The organism is Candidatus Magnetaquiglobus chichijimensis (assembly GCF_045865675.1).
In the GTDB taxonomy this organism is placed as follows: Bacteria; Pseudomonadota; Magnetococcia; order Magnetococcales; family Magnetaquicoccaceae; genus Magnetaquiglobus; species Magnetaquiglobus chichijimensis.
Window position 1 is genome coordinate 504170 of sequence record NZ_BAAFGK010000004.1, and the last position, 16630, is coordinate 520799.

A 16630-nucleotide genomic window follows, 5' to 3' on the forward strand; every position below is an offset into this window, starting at 1 on the left:
TGTTTGGCTCCAAGGCTAAGGCGTGAGATGACAGATCCTTTTTCCGGCTGGAGAAATTCACATGCTCCGCATTTTTAACTGGTTGTTCTCACGTATCAAGGAGGCCGGACGGGATTTCATGCCGGTCGTCATCGTGGTGGCGGTGTTCCAGTACGGACTCATTCGTCAGCCCATTCCCAACCTGGAGGAGATCCTGCTGGGGGCGGCTCTGGTCCTGGTCGGGCTGGCCCTGTTCGTCGAGGGGTTGAAGATCGGGCTTTTTCCGATCGGCGAGGCGATGGCCTACAACTTCGCCAGGCGCAACAGCCTGCCGTGGCTGCTGGCCTTTGCGTTCGGACTGGGATTCTCCACCACGGTCGCCGAACCCGCTCTGATCGCCGTGGCCGATGAGGCGGCCAGGGTGGCCAGTGGCGCCGGATTGCTGCCGCCGGGTCAGCAGGGGATGGAGGAGTATGCCTTCGGGATGCGCATCGCGGTGGCCCTCTCCGTGGGATTCGCCATCGCCGTGGGGGCGTTGCGCATCATCAAGGGGTGGCCGGTGCAATACCTGATCATCGGCGGCTACATCGTCGTCATGATCGTCACCGCGATGGCGCCCAGGGAGATCATCGGCATCGCCTATGATTCCGGCGGCATCACCACCTCCACAATCACGGTGCCGCTGGTCACCGCATTGGGCATCGGACTGGCCAATTCCATCCGGGGACGCAACCCCATGATCGACGGCTTCGGACTGATCGCCTTTGCTTCCCTCACCCCCATGATTTTCGTGATGGCCTATGGCGTCATCGTGTTCGGGATCCAATAGGAGTCCTCCATGAACAGCACCCTCGTTTTGCTTCTCGACACCTTTCTGGATACCATCACCGACATCGCGCCGATCGTGGTGCTGATCGTCTTTTTTCAACTGCTCATCCTGCGGGATGGTCTGCCCCATCCGAAACGGCTGTTTCTCGGGATGGTGTTCGTGCTGATCGGCATCACGCTGTTTCTGGTGGGTCTGGAAAAGGCGTTGTTTCCCATCGGCAAACTGATGGCTACCCAGCTTTCGGCCCCGCAATTCCTGTTCGGCGCCAACGAGGTTCCGGCGGACAGCACCTGGCGGGATTATGGGTGGCTCTATCTGTTCGGCGCCATGATCGGGTTCGCCACCACCATCGCCGAACCGGCGCTCATGGCCGTGGCCTTCAAGGCCAATCAGGTCTCGCGAGGCACCATCAGCGAGTGGCCCCTGCGGGTGGCGGTGGCCATCGGCGTGGCCATCGGCATCTCGTTGGGCTGTTTTCGCATCGTCACCGGAACATCCCTGGCGATGTACATTATCGTCGGGTATATCATCGTTATAATCCAGACATGGTTCGCACCCAAGTTCATCATCTCCCTCGCGTATGATTCCGGAGGGGTCACCACCTCCACGGTGACCGTTCCCCTGGTGGCGGCGCTGGGAATTGGTCTATCATCGACCGTTCCGGGACGCAATCCGGCCATCGACGGGTTTGGTCTGATCGCCTTTGCCAGTCTTTTTCCCATGATGACCGTGATGGGGTATGCCCAGTTGGCAGTCTGGCAGAAACAAAAAGCGCAACGGATGGCTCGGGAAAACGCCTCATTGATCCAACAGGAGATCTGATTCCATGGAATTCAATCTTGTCGTCTGCATGACAAAGACAGAGTTGACCGATCGCATCATCCGCGCTGCCAAGGCGGCGGGCGCCACCGGGTCCACCGTGATCTCGGCGCAGGGAACCGGAATCAACGAGGCCAAGACCTTTTTCGGGCTGGATCTCAACATGCAGTCGGATGTGATCCTGTTCTTTCTGGAAGCGGGCGTGGCGGATCACATTTTGGACGTCATCAACAAGGTCGGCAACTTCGATCAGCACGGCACCGGGATTGCCCTGAACCTGCCGGTGATCCGGGCGGTTGGCATCGATCCACAGTTGGCCCACTTCCAGAGGCTCTCCAAGCATCCGAGCGTCCTGGAGAAACAGTCGGCCAAATGAGTTCGTGACGCATGCGCGTGCTGTTGATCGAGGACAATGCGCAGGTGTGCGAATCGATTCGCCACCATTTGGAGGGCGAAGGGTTCATCGTGGATGTGGTCCACGATGGGCTGGTCGGCGTAGAGATGGGTCAGGAACCCCATTATGCCGTGGCGATTCTCGATCTGGGCCTGCCGGGATACTCCGGCCTGGAGATTCTCAGGCAGTGGCGTCGGGCGCGCAATCCTTTGCCGGTGATTGTCCTGACGGCGCGCAACTCCTGGAAGGAGCGGGTGGAGGGGATCGATGCCGGCGCGGACGACTATCTGGGCAAACCCTTTCATCTTGAGGAGTTGACCAGCCGTCTGCGTGCGTTGCTGCGTCGCGCGCACACCAAGACCCAGCAGGGGGCGCTGCATGTCGGCGGTCTGACCCTGGATGAACCGCGTCGCAAGGTGGTGTTGGCGGACGGACGGAGCGTGGCCCTGTCCGCCATGGAGTTCAAGTTGCTGCGCTGTCTGCTGCTCAATCGCAACCGGGTGCTCTCCAAGGAGCAGCTTTTCTCCCATCTCTATCACGAAGATGCCCAACCGGATCTGCCCATCATCGAAACCCATGTGATGCGTTTGCGCAAGAAGATCGGCGAGGGGTGGATCCAAACCGTGCGGGGGCATGGCTATCGACTGAGTGAGCCGGAGACCGGCGCATGAAGTCGGTCGCCGGGCAGTTGCGCATCGGGCTGTCAGCTTTGTTGTTCTCGATCTTTCTGATTCTGTTCTCGGTCAACGATCGACTCACCCACGGTCTGGCCGACTCGATGGCATGGCGGGAGATCACCCACAAGGCGGAAGGGTTGCGCGCACTGTTGGTTGCCGCCCTGCAACACATGGACGAGCCTGTCAACCCGTGTCAGGAACCGCCTGGTTCCGGGTTGTACTGCCAATGGGAGGTGCGGCGGGCAACTGGCGCCACGATCCATCGATCCCCATCCTTGGCGGGCAAACCGATTTCGTTGCCGGAGATGTCTGCCGAGAGCCTGTTGCAACTGAAACTTTCGGAGCCGGAAGGCGGGGAGATGCGGGTGGTGGCGCTCTCGACCGCGCACGCCGGCGGCACGTTGATCCTGGCGGTGGGACAGTCCGAGTCCCTGCTCAAGGGGCAGTTGCGGAAATGGCGATTCTATCATCTTTTGTTCACGTTCTGCGTGTTTTTTCTGTTTGCGGCGCTGACCTACTGGCATGTCACGCAACAGTTCGAGGTGTTCGGACAGTGGCGGAGCGATCTGGAGCGTTGGCGTTCCGGGAGCGGTCCCCGGCGCTTGCCGCCCGGACCCGAGGAGATCCAGCCCCTGATGCGGATCCTGGAAGGGCAGTTGTTCTCCGAGGAGCGCTCCTTGAATCGGGTGCGGCGCACCTTGTCGCACATTGGTCACACCTTGAGGATTCCGTTGACGGTGCTGTTTCATCTGGCCGAGTCCGGAGAGTTGCGCCAGCATCCGGCTGTCCGGGAGGTGTTGACCGAACAGACCAGACTGCTCGAAAGGTTGATCGAACGCCATTTGCGTCGCGCCTCGTTGGCTGGACGCACGACGCCCGGTGAGTTTTTTTCGCTGGGACAGGAGCTTCCCGCCCTGGTCCGGGCGCTCGATATCCTCTATTACGACAAAGCGATCGACACGCGCATGCGCATCCCGGACGATCTGAACTGTCCGGGCAATCGGGATGATTTTCTGGAACTCATCGGCAATCTGGCGGACAATGCCTGCAAGTGGGCCAAATCCCGGATCATCATCTCCGCCGGTAATGAAGGGGGGTTCTGGCTGACCATCGAGGATGACGGACCCGGAGTCGGGGAGGAGCAGCTGGCGATCCTGCGTCAATGGCGCGGCAAGCGGCTGGACGAGAGCCGTCCGGGCCAGGGGCTGGGACTGATGATCGCGCAGGATATCGTCTCCTTCTACGACGGAGAGATCACCCTGGGGATCTCCAGGGAGTTGGGTGGCTTCATGGTCAGCATTCGGTTGAAAGCATGAAGAATCGACTTCCCAAGGTCGCCGCGAGGTCGTGAGCCCGGTCCTGCGTTTTCCGCTCGGCGCTCTCCGGGTGTTGTTCGACGGAGAGTTTCCTCGCATCTTGCCTTCCGCATCTTGCCTTCCGCATCTTGCCTTCCGCATCTTGCCTTCCGCATCTTGCCTTCCGCACAACCGACATATCGGTTCGCTGTTGATCCGCCACGATCCGGTTTTGTTGTCACGGGAGCAGTTTGCCGCCATGACCGGAGCCATGCACCATGCCGACGCATCCCGAACGGATGGCACGCGATTCGTGGTGCCACCGGCCATGGGGGGGCAGAGCCGGCGAGTTGTTCGGACGCGCCTTGTTTGAGACCTTTGCCCGGCAGACCATCGAACGGTCGGTGTTCACCCTGGTCACCACGGCTTTGAAGGGTGGGTGAGGCAAAGATTGGGTTGTCATGGCCAAGGCAGGTCAAAATTCGAATGCAAATCTAAATAATTCCTATTTACAAAAATCGGCGCATCCGCTACGCTCTTCCCATCGATGAGTACACCATTCACGCTTCAATCAAGGAACGACCATGACCATAGGAGATTTGGCGGTGGGCGAGCAGGCCCGGGTGATCGGTTATCAAAAGGGACCGATTGCCTATCGTTCGCGTTTGCTCGCCATGGGGGTGATCCGTGGCGCGCTGTTGAGAATTCGTCGGGTCGCCCCCATGGGCGATCCGGTGGAGGTTGTCATTCGAGGGTTTGCCCTGGTGCTGCGCCGGGAAGAGGCATCCGCCGTTCGGGTGGAAAGGATTTGAAACCATGAAAAACAATCTGGTCGTGGGGATCATCGGCAATCCCAACTGTGGCAAGAGCACGCTGTTCAACCGGTTGACCGGTGGTCGGCAAACCATCGGCAACTGGCCGGGCGTGACCGTGGAGCGCAAGGAAGGGCTGCTTCAGGTTGGCGATCAGGAGATCACCCTGGTCGATCTGCCGGGGATCTACTCGCTGGCGGCGATTGCGCCGGACGAACGGGTGGCGCGGGATTTTATGCTCTCCCGAGGGCATGATCTGATCATCAACATCGTGGATGGCTCCAATCTGGAGCGCAATCTCTATCTCACCATGCAGTTGATGGAGATGCGCGTGCCGATGATGGTGGTGCTCAACATGATGGATGTGGCCGAGCAACGGTGTTGCGTGCCAGACACGAAGGCGCTCGCGGAGCGGTTGGGGTGTCCGGTGGTGGGGGTGGTGGCCAAGCGCGACGAGGGGTTGGAGACCTTGCGGGCCGTGATGGTCCGGGCCGCTCAGATGGGCCGGGAGTCGCTGCCGGGCATGCCGGAGTTGACCGAACCTCTCGCCTCGGCAGTTGAAACGTTGCGGCCTGCCGTGCTTCCGATCGCGCATGCGGCTGGGCTGGATTCCCGCTGGCTGGCGTTGAAGCTGATCGAAGGGGATGGCGGCGCGCCCGAGGGGGTGGATGAGGCGGGCATCGTCGCACAGGTTGCCAGCATCCGGCAGGAGTTGGAAAGCAAAACCGGCGACGAACCGGACATCTCGTTCGCCCATGCCCGGTATCATGCCATCGAGAAGATCGCCGATGCGGTGATCGACCGGCACGGCATGGCCTCCCACGCGCTCACCGACCGGCTGGATACGGTACTGCTCAACCGGTTTTTGGGACTGCCGATCTTTCTGGTCGTGCTCTATCTGATGTTCATGTTCACGATCAATCTGGGTGGGGCGTTCATCGATTTCTTCGACATTCTCTTTGGCGCCGTGTTCGTCGAGGGAACCCGCGTGCTGCTGCAAGGGGTGTCGTCTCCGGAGTGGTTGATCACCCTGTTGGCCGATGGCCTGGGAGGCAGCATCCAGACCCTGGCCACCTTCATTCCGCCGATCGGTTTCATGTTTCTGTTTCTCTCCTGGCTGGAGGACTCGGGCTATCTGGCTCGCGCGGCCTTCATTCTGGATCGGCTGCTGCGCTTCATCGGTCTTCCGGGCAAGGCGTTCATCCCGATGATGGTCGGTTTTGGCTGCAACGTGCCGGCCATCCTCGGCACGCGCACCCTGGAAAATCCCAGGGATCGGCTGATGACCATCCTGATGAATCCCTTCATGTCGTGCGGGGCGCGCATGCCGGTGTATGCCCTGTTCGTGGCGGCCTTTTTTCCGCAAGGCGGACAGAACGTGGTCTTTTTTCTCTATCTGACCGGGATCCTGCTGGCCATCCTGACCGGTTTAATCCTCAAAAACACCCTGTTACGTGGCGAACCGACCCCATTTGTCATGGAGTTGCCTCTGTATCATCTGCCATCTTTGGCCAGCGTTTTGCATCATGCTTCGGGTCGTCTGCGTGGTTTTGTGACGAGGGCCAGTCGGGTCTTGATCCCGGTGATCGTGGTGTTGAGCATGCTCAACGCCATGGGTACGGATGGCGGTTTCGACAGCGCCAATCAGGAAAAATCGGTGTTGAGTCAGATCGGACGGCAGATCACGCCGATCTTCAAGCCGATGGGGATCCAGGAGGACAACTGGCCGGCCACGGTGGGGCTGTTCATTGGCGTGTTCGCCAAGGAGGCGGTGATCGGCTCGCTGGATGCGCTCTACAGCCAGATGGATGGCCAGGAGAAAGCCAAGAAGGAAGAGGCGCCGTTTGATCTCATGGGCAAGGTGCAAGAGGCCTTTGCGTCGATCGGCGAGAAGTTCGGCGAGTTGGCTCAGACCCTGACAGATCCGCTGAAAGTTCAACTGGAGAGCTTCGAGAGCGCCGAGGATGCGGCCAAGGCCAGCAAGGTGACCACCGGTACGTTGGGGGCCATGACCCGTCTGTTCGACGGGACCGCCGGGGCCGTGGCCTATCTGTTGTTCGTGCTGCTTTATTTCCCTTGCGTGGCGGCCACGGCGGCGATTCAACAGGAGGTCGGGTCGCGCTGGACGGTGTTTGCCGCCCTCTGGACCACCTCGGTGGCCTGGTCGGTGGCGACCGGATTTTACCAGGCGGCCACCTTCGCGCACCATCCGGGTTCCTCTTTTGTGTGGCTGGCCGGATTGGGGATCTTCTGGATGGTGGTGGTGATGCTGATGCGTTTGGTTTCGATGCGCTCGATTCTGGCCGTGCCGGTACGGCCACGCGCGATTCCGATCGCCAGCGGCGCAGGGTGCGGAAGCGGCTGCGCCGGCTGTGAAAGCGGTCATTGAGAAGTCGTTAACAGTGCCGGCAAGGCATGCAAATCAACATGAAAAAACAAAGGAGTGCAACCATGCGTTATCCGTTCATGACAGCCGCCACGCTTCTGGCAGGCCTGATCGCCGTTCCAGTCCAGGCGGAAGAGTCGAACGCCCAAAAAGTTGAAACCGCCAGTGATTTCGCCGTTTCCGGCAATGTGGCGCTGGCCAGCAATTATGTGTCGCGGGGCATCACCAATTCCGACAAGCATCCTTCGTTGCAGGGGGCGGCGACGGTCAGCCATACCCCCAGCGGGATCTATGCCACGGTGTCGGCCTTTTCGGTCGATTTCCAGGCGGCCAACAACGCCAATCTGGAATTGGACTACGCGGCGGGCTGGAGCAAGGAGATCCTGTTCCCCGGATTCAAGCCGGATCTGGGTGTCGTCCACTACACCTATCCGGGGGTGAATTCTGCCATGCATCTGGACTACACCGAATACTACCTGGGGGGCTCCTACAAGTTCAACGCCCTCGGAATGAACGCCAAATACAGCTACTCGTCCAACTTCGGTGGTGACAACCTCGTCGTGCCGGGCAACAAGTCGGCCTATTACCTGGAAGGGGCGCTGACCTACGATCTGCCTTACGAAATCGTGGCCGCGGCGCACATGGGCCATACGGCAGGGGATCATTTCAAGGGAACGGGGGCTCCCGAATCCTACAACGACTACACCGTTGGTCTGTCGAAAGAGCTGTTCGGTTTCGGTGTGGATCTCTCTTACAACTTCACCGACCGGGATGGCCGCCAGCTCAATCTCGCCAATTCGGATGATCAAGCGGTGTTGAAGGTCAGCAAAAGTTTCTGATCCCGCTTGTTGTCGAGACGGGAGAGGAAAGGCCAGGGATGGCCATTGAAACGTGCATGCTGGGGGGAGTCCCCCTCACCCCCCGTAGCATGGACCTCCCTTCGGGAGTCCCATGGTAATCAGGCTGTCATGAACTGGCATCTCGGGTCTGCACGCCCAGCCCACACCCCTGCCTCTGTTGTGCCGTTGGTGTCGGGGGGATGACTTCTGGCGCATGCGGTCGGGTACGACGGAGGGGATCCGTCGTACCCGAGGAGGGGGGAATCAGGAGGATGCGAGGTCGAAGCGATCGGCGTTCATCACCTTGGTCCAGGCGGACACGAAGTCGTTCACGAACTTCGCCTGGTTGTCGTCCTGGGCGTAGAGTTCGGCATGGGCGCGCAGGATCGAGTTGGAGCCGAAGACCAGATCCACCCGGGTGGCGGTCCAGAGGAGCGATCCGCTCTGTCGGTCGCGGATCTCGTAGAGGTTACGACCCACCGGCTTCCAGGTGTGGGCCATGTCGGTCAGGTTGACGAAGAAGTCGGTGGTCAAGGCCCCCGCGCGATCCGTGAACACCCCGTGCCCGGTGTTGCCGTGGTTGGCGCCCAGAACGCGCAGACCGCCCACGAGAACGGTCATCTCCCTGGCCGTCAACCCCATCAACTGGGCGCGGTCGAGCAGAAGTTCCTCGGGGGTGACCACATAATCCTTTTTCAACCAGTTGCGGAATCCATCCGCGAGCGGCTCCAGAACCTCGAATGAGGCCACATCCGTCCACTCCTGGGAGGCATCGCCTCGTCCCGGCGCGAACGGCACGGTCACCGTGAAACCGGCGGCCTTGGCTGCCTGCTCGATTCCCAGGTTGCCGGCCAGCACGATCACATCCGCCACGCTGGCGCCGGTCGATGCGGCGATCGGTTCCAGAACGGCCAGAACCTTTTCCAGACGGGCCGGTTCATTGCCTTCCCAGTTCCGTTGCGGCGCGAGACGAATGCGCGCGCCGTTGGCTCCGCCGCGTTTGTCCGAACCCCGGAATGTCCGGGCGCTGTCCCAGGCCGTGGCCACCATCTCGGCGCTGGTCAGACCGCTGGCGGCGATCTTCGCCTTCACGGCGTCCACATCGTATCCCGTGGTCCCCGCCGGAATCGGATCCTGCCAAAGCAACGCCTCCGCAGGCACGTCCGGGCCAATGTGACGGGAGGTCGGTCCCATGTCCCGGTGGGTCAGTTTGTACCAGGCCCGCGCGAACACCTCCGAGAACCGGGCCGGATCCTTGTGGAAGCCCTCCGCGATCTTGCGATAGGCCGGATCGAACTTCAACGCCATGTCGGCATCGGTCATGATCGGTTTGCGTCGAATCGTCGCATCCTCGACATCGACCGGCATATCCTCTTCCCGGATGTTGACCGGTTCCCACTGCCAGGCTCCAGCCGGGGATTTCTGCAACCACCAGTCATATCCCAACAGCAGATCGAAATAGCCGTTGTCCCAACGGGTGGGATGGGTGGTCCAGGCCCCTTCCAGGCCGCTGGTCACCGTATCCCGGCCAATCCCTCGGGCGGCATGGTTCATCCAGCCCAACCCCTGCTCCTCGACGTCGGCACCCTCGGGCGCGGGACCGAGATTGGCCGCGTTGCCGTTGCCGTGCGCCTTGCCTACGGTGTGACCGCCGGCGGTCAGGGCCACGGTCTCCTCGTCGTTCATGGCCATGCGTCCGAAGGTGATGCGGACATCGCGCGCGGTCTTCAAGGGGTCGGGTTTGCCGTCCACCCCTTCCGGATTCACGTAGATCAGCCCCATCATCACGGCGGCCAGGGGGTTCTCCAGGTCGCGCTCTCCAGAGTAGCGGCTTCCCTCACTCCCGCTCGGAGCCAGCCACTCCCGCTCGGAACCCCAGTAGATATCCTTTTCCGGATGCCAGATGTCCTCGCGGCCAAAGGAGAACCCGAAGGTCTTCAAGCCCATGGATTCATACGCCAGGGTGCCGGCCAGGATGATCAGATCGGCCCAACTGATTGCGTTGCCGTACTTTTTCTTGATCGGCCACAACAGACGGCGCGCCTTGTCCAGATTGGCGTTGTCCGGCCAGGAGTTCAATGGGGCGAACCGCTGATTGCCGGTTCCCGCGCCTCCCCGGCCATCGGCGATCCGGTAGGTGCCGGCGGCATGCCAGGCCATGCGGATCATCAGACCGCCGTAGTGGCCCCAATCCGCCGGCCACCAGGGTTGGCTGTCGGTCATCAGGGCGAGCAGATCTTTTTTCAGGGCCTCGACATCCAGCCCCTTGAGCGCCTCGCGATAGTTGAACGTCGCCCCCATCGGGTTGGTCTTGGTGTCGTGTTGATGCAGGATATCGAGATTCAGCGATTTCGGCCACCAGGCCTGATTGGCCATGCTGGCCTGGGTGTTTCCCCCGTGCATCACGGGACATCTTCCGGCGGTTGGGGTGTCGTTTCCAGACATGTTGCCTCCGCATCTTTATGGTTGGGTGTTGGGGTGTGTGAATGGATGAGCGTCGCACGGTGAACGGGCAACGTCGGAGATCCGGTCGGGTGAATCCTCTGTCCGACCTTGATGCCAGCATACGTTACAGACCTGTCAATAGTAAAATACTATTTATCAATCGATACGATAGAAATTTAATATCAGATAATGCGCTTGCCGATCCATCCCAATCGGGTTACCGTCTGATGAGGAGTCCGATCCTGTTGGCATGGCCAACCGGGTTCCGTCGCAACAACAAACCAGTGGAAATCGTCTGACCAACCAGGGAGGAACCATGCGCAATCCGTCACTCTTGACCACGCTGATGCTCTTGACCGTGCTGGCGACCCCGGCTTGCGCCGATTCGCTCAAATGTCCGGACAATATCAAGAAATTACCTAGACTGGTGGCTGATCAGGGCGTGGTCGAGCCGTCGGGCGTGGCCTGGGATCCGGGGAGTCAATGGGCGATCGGGGTCTCGGACGAGTCTTCGCCCCATGCCTTGTTCGCCTTCGATCCCAAGGCGATCCGCCCGGACAACACGATTCGCGCGCTTCCTCTGCTCACGCCTGCCCAGGTCAAGCAGTTCAATCCGGATGATCTGGAGGGGATCACCCGACTGCCGGGCGGCGAATTCGTGGCCACGGCATCGTTGGGGCTGCACAAGGGCAAACCGAGGGATACGCTCTTGCGGTTCGCGCTCAAGCCGAATGGGGCGCAGGCTCCGGGGATCGACACCCCGCGGAAGATCTCGCCCGCCGGGGGGCTGAATGGCTGGCTGACCACGACCGCCAATCCGCCCTGGGACAAGAAGATCTCGGCACTGGACGGCGAAACCGGCATCAATGTCGAAGGGTTGGCCACCTCCCGCGAGGGTCTCCTGGTGTTCGGATTCCGCAATCCGGAGTTGGCGGGTAAACCGGTCGTGCTGGTCGCCAGGGAGGAGGCGAACGGCGCTCTGTCGGTCGTTCAGTGGCGAAAGCTGAAACTCCAGGCCCGGTTCCAGGAGGGGGGCATCCTCGGAATCGGCAAGGAGCCTTTGGGGGTGCGGGACATGGCCTTGATTCCGGGTGCCGGCGGCAATGCCTGGCTGGTGTTGTTGGGCGCCTCCGGATCGGGAAGCGATTTGCCCTTTCAATTGGGGATCTGGAACGACGATCAGGACGAAATCCGTTTTGTCGGCACCCTTCCGCTTGGCTTCCGGGCCGAGGGGATCACGGTGCTCGACAGGAATCAGGACACGCTGCGCCTGTTGCTGGTCAGCGACAAAAAGGGGTTGGTGATGACCTGCGAGGCGGTCATCAAGAACCGTTGAGGCGCGTGTTGATTTCTTCGGAACTCCCGAAAGGTTCATGCTAAAGGGGGTGAGGGGGGGCCATCCTGCAAGGGTGCAAGGGGGGGATGGGGACTCTCCCCATCATGAAGGTACAAAAAAAGAGCGATCCGGTTGTGTTCGGATCGCTCTTTTTTTTTGATCAAAGGCCAACCATCCCAAAGGACGCGGAATTACAACCCCATGCCCATCTGGATATAGCCGCACGGGCAGGCCATGTGACACACATGGCAGCCGTTGCAACGGGTGTAGTCGGTGTGCATCACCTTGCCCTTGGGACGCGAGTGATCCTTGGAGATCGCCTCGCGCGGGCAGAAGATGCGGCACTGGTCGCACGCGAAACACAAACCACAGCTCATGCACCGCTTCGCCTCGGCCAGCGCCTGCTCGGTGGTGATGGTCTGGGTGGTCTCGACGAACCCCTTGATCGCCTCTTCGACCGGCAGGGCCATCTCTTCGTTGCGCGGAGCTGGCTTGTAGTAGGCCAGACGCATCTGATCGGTCTTGATCGGCTTGCCCTTGGAGGGCAGTTGATACGGCGCGCCACCCTTCAAGAACCCGTCGATGGCGCGGGCCGCCACGCGACCATGCCCGACCGAACGGGTGGAGATCCCCAGACCCAGCACGTCACCGCCGGCGAACACCTTCGGGTCTTTGGTCTGATGGGTGTTGTTGGCAGAGATCCAGCCCCACTTGTTGGCGAACTCGGTCATGCCATCTTCCAGTTCCGGCACCTGACCGATACCCATGATCAGGGTGTCGCAGGGGACCGTGAACTCGGAACCGGCCACCGGCACCGGACTGCGACGACCCGAGGCGTCCGGGGCTCCCAGTTCCATGCGCACGCACTGGATCGCCACCACGCGACCGCCCTGGGTCACCAGGCCGACCGGGGTGGAGAGCAGCTTGAACTCGATTCCCTCGTGCTCCGCCTCGACCACATCCTTGGCGATGGCCGGCATTTCGTCCTTGGTGCGACGATAGAGCAGGGTCACCTTGGAGTACTTGGAAACGCGACGCACGATGCGCGCCGAATCCATCGCGGTCTTTTCGGTGGAGATGGAGGTTTCCTGCTCCTTGGCCACGTCGTCCAGGGCCTGACGGGCCTTTTCATAGGCTTCGTCATTGCCGGCGGCTTCGGCCTCGTCCATTTCGGCCTGCAAGCGCAACGACACGCGCGCGGCGTCCATGGCGCTATCGCCACCACCGACCACCACCACCTGCGAGCCGATCTCCACCTTGGCGCCGGTGTTCACCCGGTTCAGGAAACTGGCCGCGGTGAAGACGTTGGCGGAGTTCTCGCCCTCCAGGTTCATCACGCTCCCCTTGTGGGCGCCGATGGCCAGGAAAACGGCGTTGTATTTCTCTTTCAGTTCCTGGAAGGAGATGTCCCGTCCGATGCGGACGTTGCACTTCAACTGCACGCCCAGATCGAGAATGTTCTGGATCTCCCCGTCCAGCACCTCCTGCGGCAGGCGATAGTCCGGGATGCCGTAACGCAGCATGCCGCCCGCCTTCTCGAACGCTTCGTAGATGGTCACGTCGTAGCCGCGACGGGCCAGTTGATAGGCGCACGACAGACCCGCCGGACCGGAGCCGACCACGGCCACGGACTGGTTCTTTCTCTCCTGGGTCAACATGGTGAGCTTGAGCTTGCGACGGAGACCATGATCTCCCACATAGCGCTCCATGTTGTTGATCGCCACCGAGCCGTCCGTCAACTCCTTGCGGTTGCAACCCTTTTCGCACGGATGCGGGCAGATGCGACCGTGGGTGGCCGGCATCGGGTTGGTGTCGGTGAGACGATACCAGGCTTGGTCCGTGGCATCGTCCAGCGAGATTTTCGATTTTTCCGCCTGGGCGATCGTGGTCAGATAGCCGCGAATGTCCTCGCTGCTCGGGCAGGCATCCCGGCAGGGAGGCAGACGCTGCACATAGGTCGGGCATTTCCAGCTGGTGCCGTTGCGGACGACGATCTCTTCCGCGACCCCCTTGTCCAACGTGGGCTCGAGGTCAGCCCTGGTAAACTCCTCGTTCAAAATCGTGGTGGATAAACCCATCTGTCAGGTCCCCTCGAAGCGTGAGAGAGAAAACTTTGCAAACGTGCATGATGGGGGGCGATGCGAGCTGCCCCCCACCCGTGGCCCCCATGGAAGCGGGCCACGGTAAGCATCCTCTTTTTTCCGTCACAGGCGGACCATGGCGGAACGGTTCAGGTTGGACAGGGCTTCCGGGCCGTCGTCGATGTGATAACGGGTGAACGGGAAGCCGGTCTTTTCGAAGAACCGCTGCCAACCGATGCGCTCGATCCACTCGCCAACCCGCTCCCAGGGTTTGCCGCTCTCCTTGTAGGCCGACAGGATGCGACGCACCGCTTCGCCCACCTCGGGCCAGCGAGGCGGATTGTTCGGCAGACCCCACACCGCCAGTTTCATGAAGGCCGGCGGGGTGCGGGCATTGGAGACCTTGCCGCCCACCCAGATCGACAACGTGTCGGTTTCGGAGTCGCGGATCTCCATGCTCGGGCACTGACCGTGGCAGGCGCCGCAGTACATGCATTTTTCGTGAACCACCTCGACGGTTTCGTAACCGTTGACCACGGCGGGACGAATCGCCGCCGCCGGGCAGATCGCGACCACCTTCGGCAACTCGCAGATCTGCATGTTGGCGTGGTTGATGCGCGGTGGGTGATGGTGTTGCACGATGATGGCGATGTCGCCGTGGCTGGCGCAGTTGATCTGGCAGCACGACGAGGAGATGTGGACGCGGTTGGGGAGGGTTTCGTTCTTGAACTCGTCGATCAGCTCGTCCATCAGCGCCTTCACCGAACCGGCGGCGTCGCTGCCCGGCAGGTTGCAGTGCAGCCAGCCCTGGGTGTGGGAGATGTTGGAGACCGACGGACCCGTGCCGCCCAGCGGCCAGCCCAGGCTGTTTTCCACCGCGTTGACCAGGCCATCCAGGTCGTTCTTGTCGCCGCACAGGAACTCGACGTTGGAACGCGAGGTGAAACGCAGGAAGCCCTGGCAATACTGGTCGGCGATGTCGCACACCTTGCGCACCGTGTCGGCGCTCATGGTGCGGGGCGAACCGGCGCGGACCGAATAGAGCTTGTCTCCGTTTTTGGCGGTGTGCACCAGCACGCCGGGACGCAGACGATCATGGGATTCCCATTCGCCATAGTTCTTGGCCATGAGGGGATGGAGCATCTTGGTGTAATCGGGCGCGCCCTGGTCGCGAGGAGCCAATGGTTTGTTGCTCATGTTGAAAACTTTCCTTTCGATAAAGGGAGTTCACGTTCGTTCGGGTTTCGAAGGGATTCCCGGCGCGCGTCGGATCAAGCCGCAAGCGATCCGGCGCGCGGGGAGTCCGTGAAGCGGGTCACGCAGTCTCGACCGCTTCGGCCTCGCGGTTCCAGACCGGCGGATTCTTCGTCTGCTCGCCCTCGAAACGGGTCGGGGCCAGCTCCTCGAACTTGATGTAGGGGGTGGTGCGCGGCTGACGGATCATGCGCGGATCCGGCTCCAGACCCACACCCTTCAAGAAGGTGCCCATGCCGACACGGTGGATGAATTCGCCGATGCGCTCGTGATCCATGCCGTTGTCGTTCCAGAACTCCCAAATCCGCTCGATGAAGCTGGTCAGCTCCTCGAGATCCTCGTCGGTCTCGAGCTTCATGAAGGGAACCAGCACCGAACTCAAGGTGTCGCCGATCTTCAAGGTGCGGTGACCACCCACCAGGATGGTGACGCCGCGATCCAGACCCGGCTTGAGGGCGTGATGCATCACGTTGATGCAGTGCATGCAACGCACGCAGTTGTCGTTGTCCACTTCCAGGGTTTTGCCGCGCACCGCCAGGCAGCGGGTCGGGCAGCGGGTGATCACGTTGTCGATGAGATATTCGATGCCCTTCTCGTCGATGAACTCCGCGACCTTGGCCTGATCCACCTGCATCGGACCGCGCCAGGTGCCGATGATCGGCATGTCGGAGCGGAGCATGGAGTTGGCGCAGTCGTTGCCGCAACCGGAGAGCTTGAACTTGAATTTGTAGACGAATTCGGGGCGGTGCAGGTAGTGGATGAAGGTGTCGGTGATGTGCTTGGTGGTTTTCATCGTGTCGTAGCAGGCCATTTCGCAGCGGGCCTGGCCGACGCAGCACTGGAGGGTGCGCATGGCCGCGCCCGATCCGCCGATGTCCCAACCATCGTTCATCAGATCTTCGACGCACTGCAACGAACCGGCGTCGTCGAAGCCCAGCAGCAGAACGTCGCCGCTCATGCCGTGGAATTGCAGGATTCCCGCGCCATTGCGCTCGGAGGTGTCGGCCAGGTTGCGCAGCGCCTTGGTGGAATAGACCCAACCCGGCGGCTCGATGACGCGCACGGTGTGGAAGTTGGCCAGACCCGGATACTTGTCGGACAACTCGGAGACGCGGGCGATGATGCCTCCGCCGTAACCCGGAGCATTGATGATTTTGCCGAGCCAGTAGTTCCAGCGATTCTCATACGACTCTTCGAGCTGGTTGAGCAGCTGGGCCACGACCGGCTTCTTTTTTGAATACTCCTTGAGATCGGAGAAGAAGCTCGGCCAGGGACCGCTCTCCAGCTCGTTGAGCAGAGGCGTATGCAGTTCCATTGCCTGGGATGTTTGGTTGCCACTCATTCTTCGCGCACTCCTCGTTGAAAAACGCCGTGATGGAACGGTTATCGAGCCGAATCTTTCCAACTGGCGATCTTGCTGCCCCCTCGGCATCGACAGAATCAGACAGGGTTTTATGTTGCAGTGCATTAGACAATCATGAAAT

The 16630-nt window shown here is 61.0% G+C and carries 14 protein-coding genes; 10 read left to right on the forward strand and 4 right to left on the reverse strand.

All coding sequences use genetic code 11. From position 1 onward, the window contains the following. The first annotated feature begins 61 nt into the window (after positions 1 to 61). The 9 genes from ACOY6C_RS06595 (at position 62) to ACOY6C_RS06635 (ending at position 8030) form a co-directional block, all read left to right on the forward strand. Positions 62 to 808, forward strand: coding sequence for a DUF1538 family protein (locus ACOY6C_RS06595; RefSeq protein WP_420904690.1), 747 nt, complete (start codon positions 62 to 64; stop codon positions 806 to 808). 9 nt (positions 809 to 817) lie between these two features. After that, complete coding sequence (locus ACOY6C_RS06600) at positions 818 to 1630, forward strand: DUF1538 domain-containing protein (protein WP_420904691.1); 813 nt, start codon at positions 818 to 820, stop codon at positions 1628 to 1630. 4 nt (positions 1631 to 1634) lie between these two features. Next, positions 1635 to 2003 (forward strand): P-II family nitrogen regulator, encoded by a 369-nt coding sequence (locus ACOY6C_RS06605; protein WP_420904692.1) that lies wholly within the window; start codon positions 1635 to 1637, stop codon positions 2001 to 2003. 11 nt (positions 2004 to 2014) lie between these two features. Then, positions 2015 to 2692: a response regulator transcription factor gene (locus tag ACOY6C_RS06610; protein ID WP_420904693.1), complete on the forward strand. Its 678-nt coding sequence runs from the start codon at positions 2015 to 2017 to the stop codon at positions 2690 to 2692. Then, entirely contained in the window at positions 2689 to 4014 is a 1326-nt protein-coding gene (locus ACOY6C_RS06615; RefSeq protein ID WP_420904694.1) for a sensor histidine kinase, read from the forward strand. Before ACOY6C_RS06610 ends, ACOY6C_RS06615 begins: the two co-directional genes overlap by 4 nt. A gap of 257 nt (positions 4015 to 4271) precedes the next feature. Continuing rightward, the gene (locus tag ACOY6C_RS06620; protein ID WP_420904695.1) at positions 4272 to 4436 is read left to right on the forward strand and encodes a hypothetical protein; all 165 of its coding nucleotides are present in this window, start codon (positions 4272 to 4274) and stop codon (positions 4434 to 4436) included. 141 nt (positions 4437 to 4577) lie between these two features. Next, the gene (locus ACOY6C_RS06625; RefSeq protein WP_420904696.1) at positions 4578 to 4805 is read left to right on the forward strand and encodes a FeoA family protein; all 228 of its coding nucleotides are present in this window, start codon (positions 4578 to 4580) and stop codon (positions 4803 to 4805) included. Positions 4806 to 4809: 4 nt separating this feature from the next. Beyond that, on the forward strand, positions 4810 to 7194 hold the full coding sequence (gene feoB / locus ACOY6C_RS06630) for a Fe(2+) transporter permease subunit FeoB (protein ID WP_420904697.1): 2385 nt from the start codon (positions 4810 to 4812) through the stop codon (positions 7192 to 7194). Between the two features lie 62 nt (positions 7195 to 7256). Then, positions 7257 to 8030, forward strand: coding sequence for a TorF family putative porin (locus ACOY6C_RS06635; protein WP_420904698.1), 774 nt, complete (start codon positions 7257 to 7259; stop codon positions 8028 to 8030). A 264-nt stretch (positions 8031 to 8294) separates the two neighbouring features. On the opposite strand, the gene katG is transcribed toward ACOY6C_RS06635, so the two are convergent. Continuing rightward, positions 8295 to 10475, reverse strand: coding sequence for a catalase/peroxidase HPI (gene katG, locus ACOY6C_RS06640; RefSeq protein ID WP_420904699.1), 2181 nt, complete (start codon positions 10473 to 10475; stop codon positions 8295 to 8297). Between the two features lie 316 nt (positions 10476 to 10791). On the opposite strand from katG, the gene ACOY6C_RS06645 reads away from it, so the two are divergent. Next, positions 10792 to 11811 (forward strand): hypothetical protein, encoded by a 1020-nt coding sequence (locus tag ACOY6C_RS06645; RefSeq protein ID WP_420904700.1) that lies wholly within the window; start codon positions 10792 to 10794, stop codon positions 11809 to 11811. A gap of 191 nt (positions 11812 to 12002) precedes the next feature. Here ACOY6C_RS06645 and ACOY6C_RS06650 read toward each other — a convergent pair whose 3' ends face one another. The 3 genes from ACOY6C_RS06650 to dsrA all read right to left on the reverse strand — a co-directional run bounded on the left by ACOY6C_RS06650 (position 12003) and on the right by dsrA (position 16488). Further along, the gene (locus ACOY6C_RS06650) at positions 12003 to 13889 is read right to left on the reverse strand and encodes an NAD(P)-binding protein (RefSeq protein ID WP_420904701.1); all 1887 of its coding nucleotides are present in this window, start codon (positions 13887 to 13889) and stop codon (positions 12003 to 12005) included. Between the two features lie 126 nt (positions 13890 to 14015). Beyond that, positions 14016 to 15089: a dissimilatory-type sulfite reductase subunit beta gene (dsrB, locus tag ACOY6C_RS06655; RefSeq protein ID WP_420904702.1), complete on the reverse strand. Its 1074-nt coding sequence runs from the start codon at positions 15087 to 15089 to the stop codon at positions 14016 to 14018. A gap of 118 nt (positions 15090 to 15207) precedes the next feature. Beyond that, positions 15208 to 16488 (reverse strand): dissimilatory-type sulfite reductase subunit alpha, encoded by a 1281-nt coding sequence (dsrA, locus tag ACOY6C_RS06660; RefSeq protein WP_420904703.1) that lies wholly within the window; start codon positions 16486 to 16488, stop codon positions 15208 to 15210. Between the last annotated feature and the right edge of the window lie 142 nt (positions 16489 to 16630).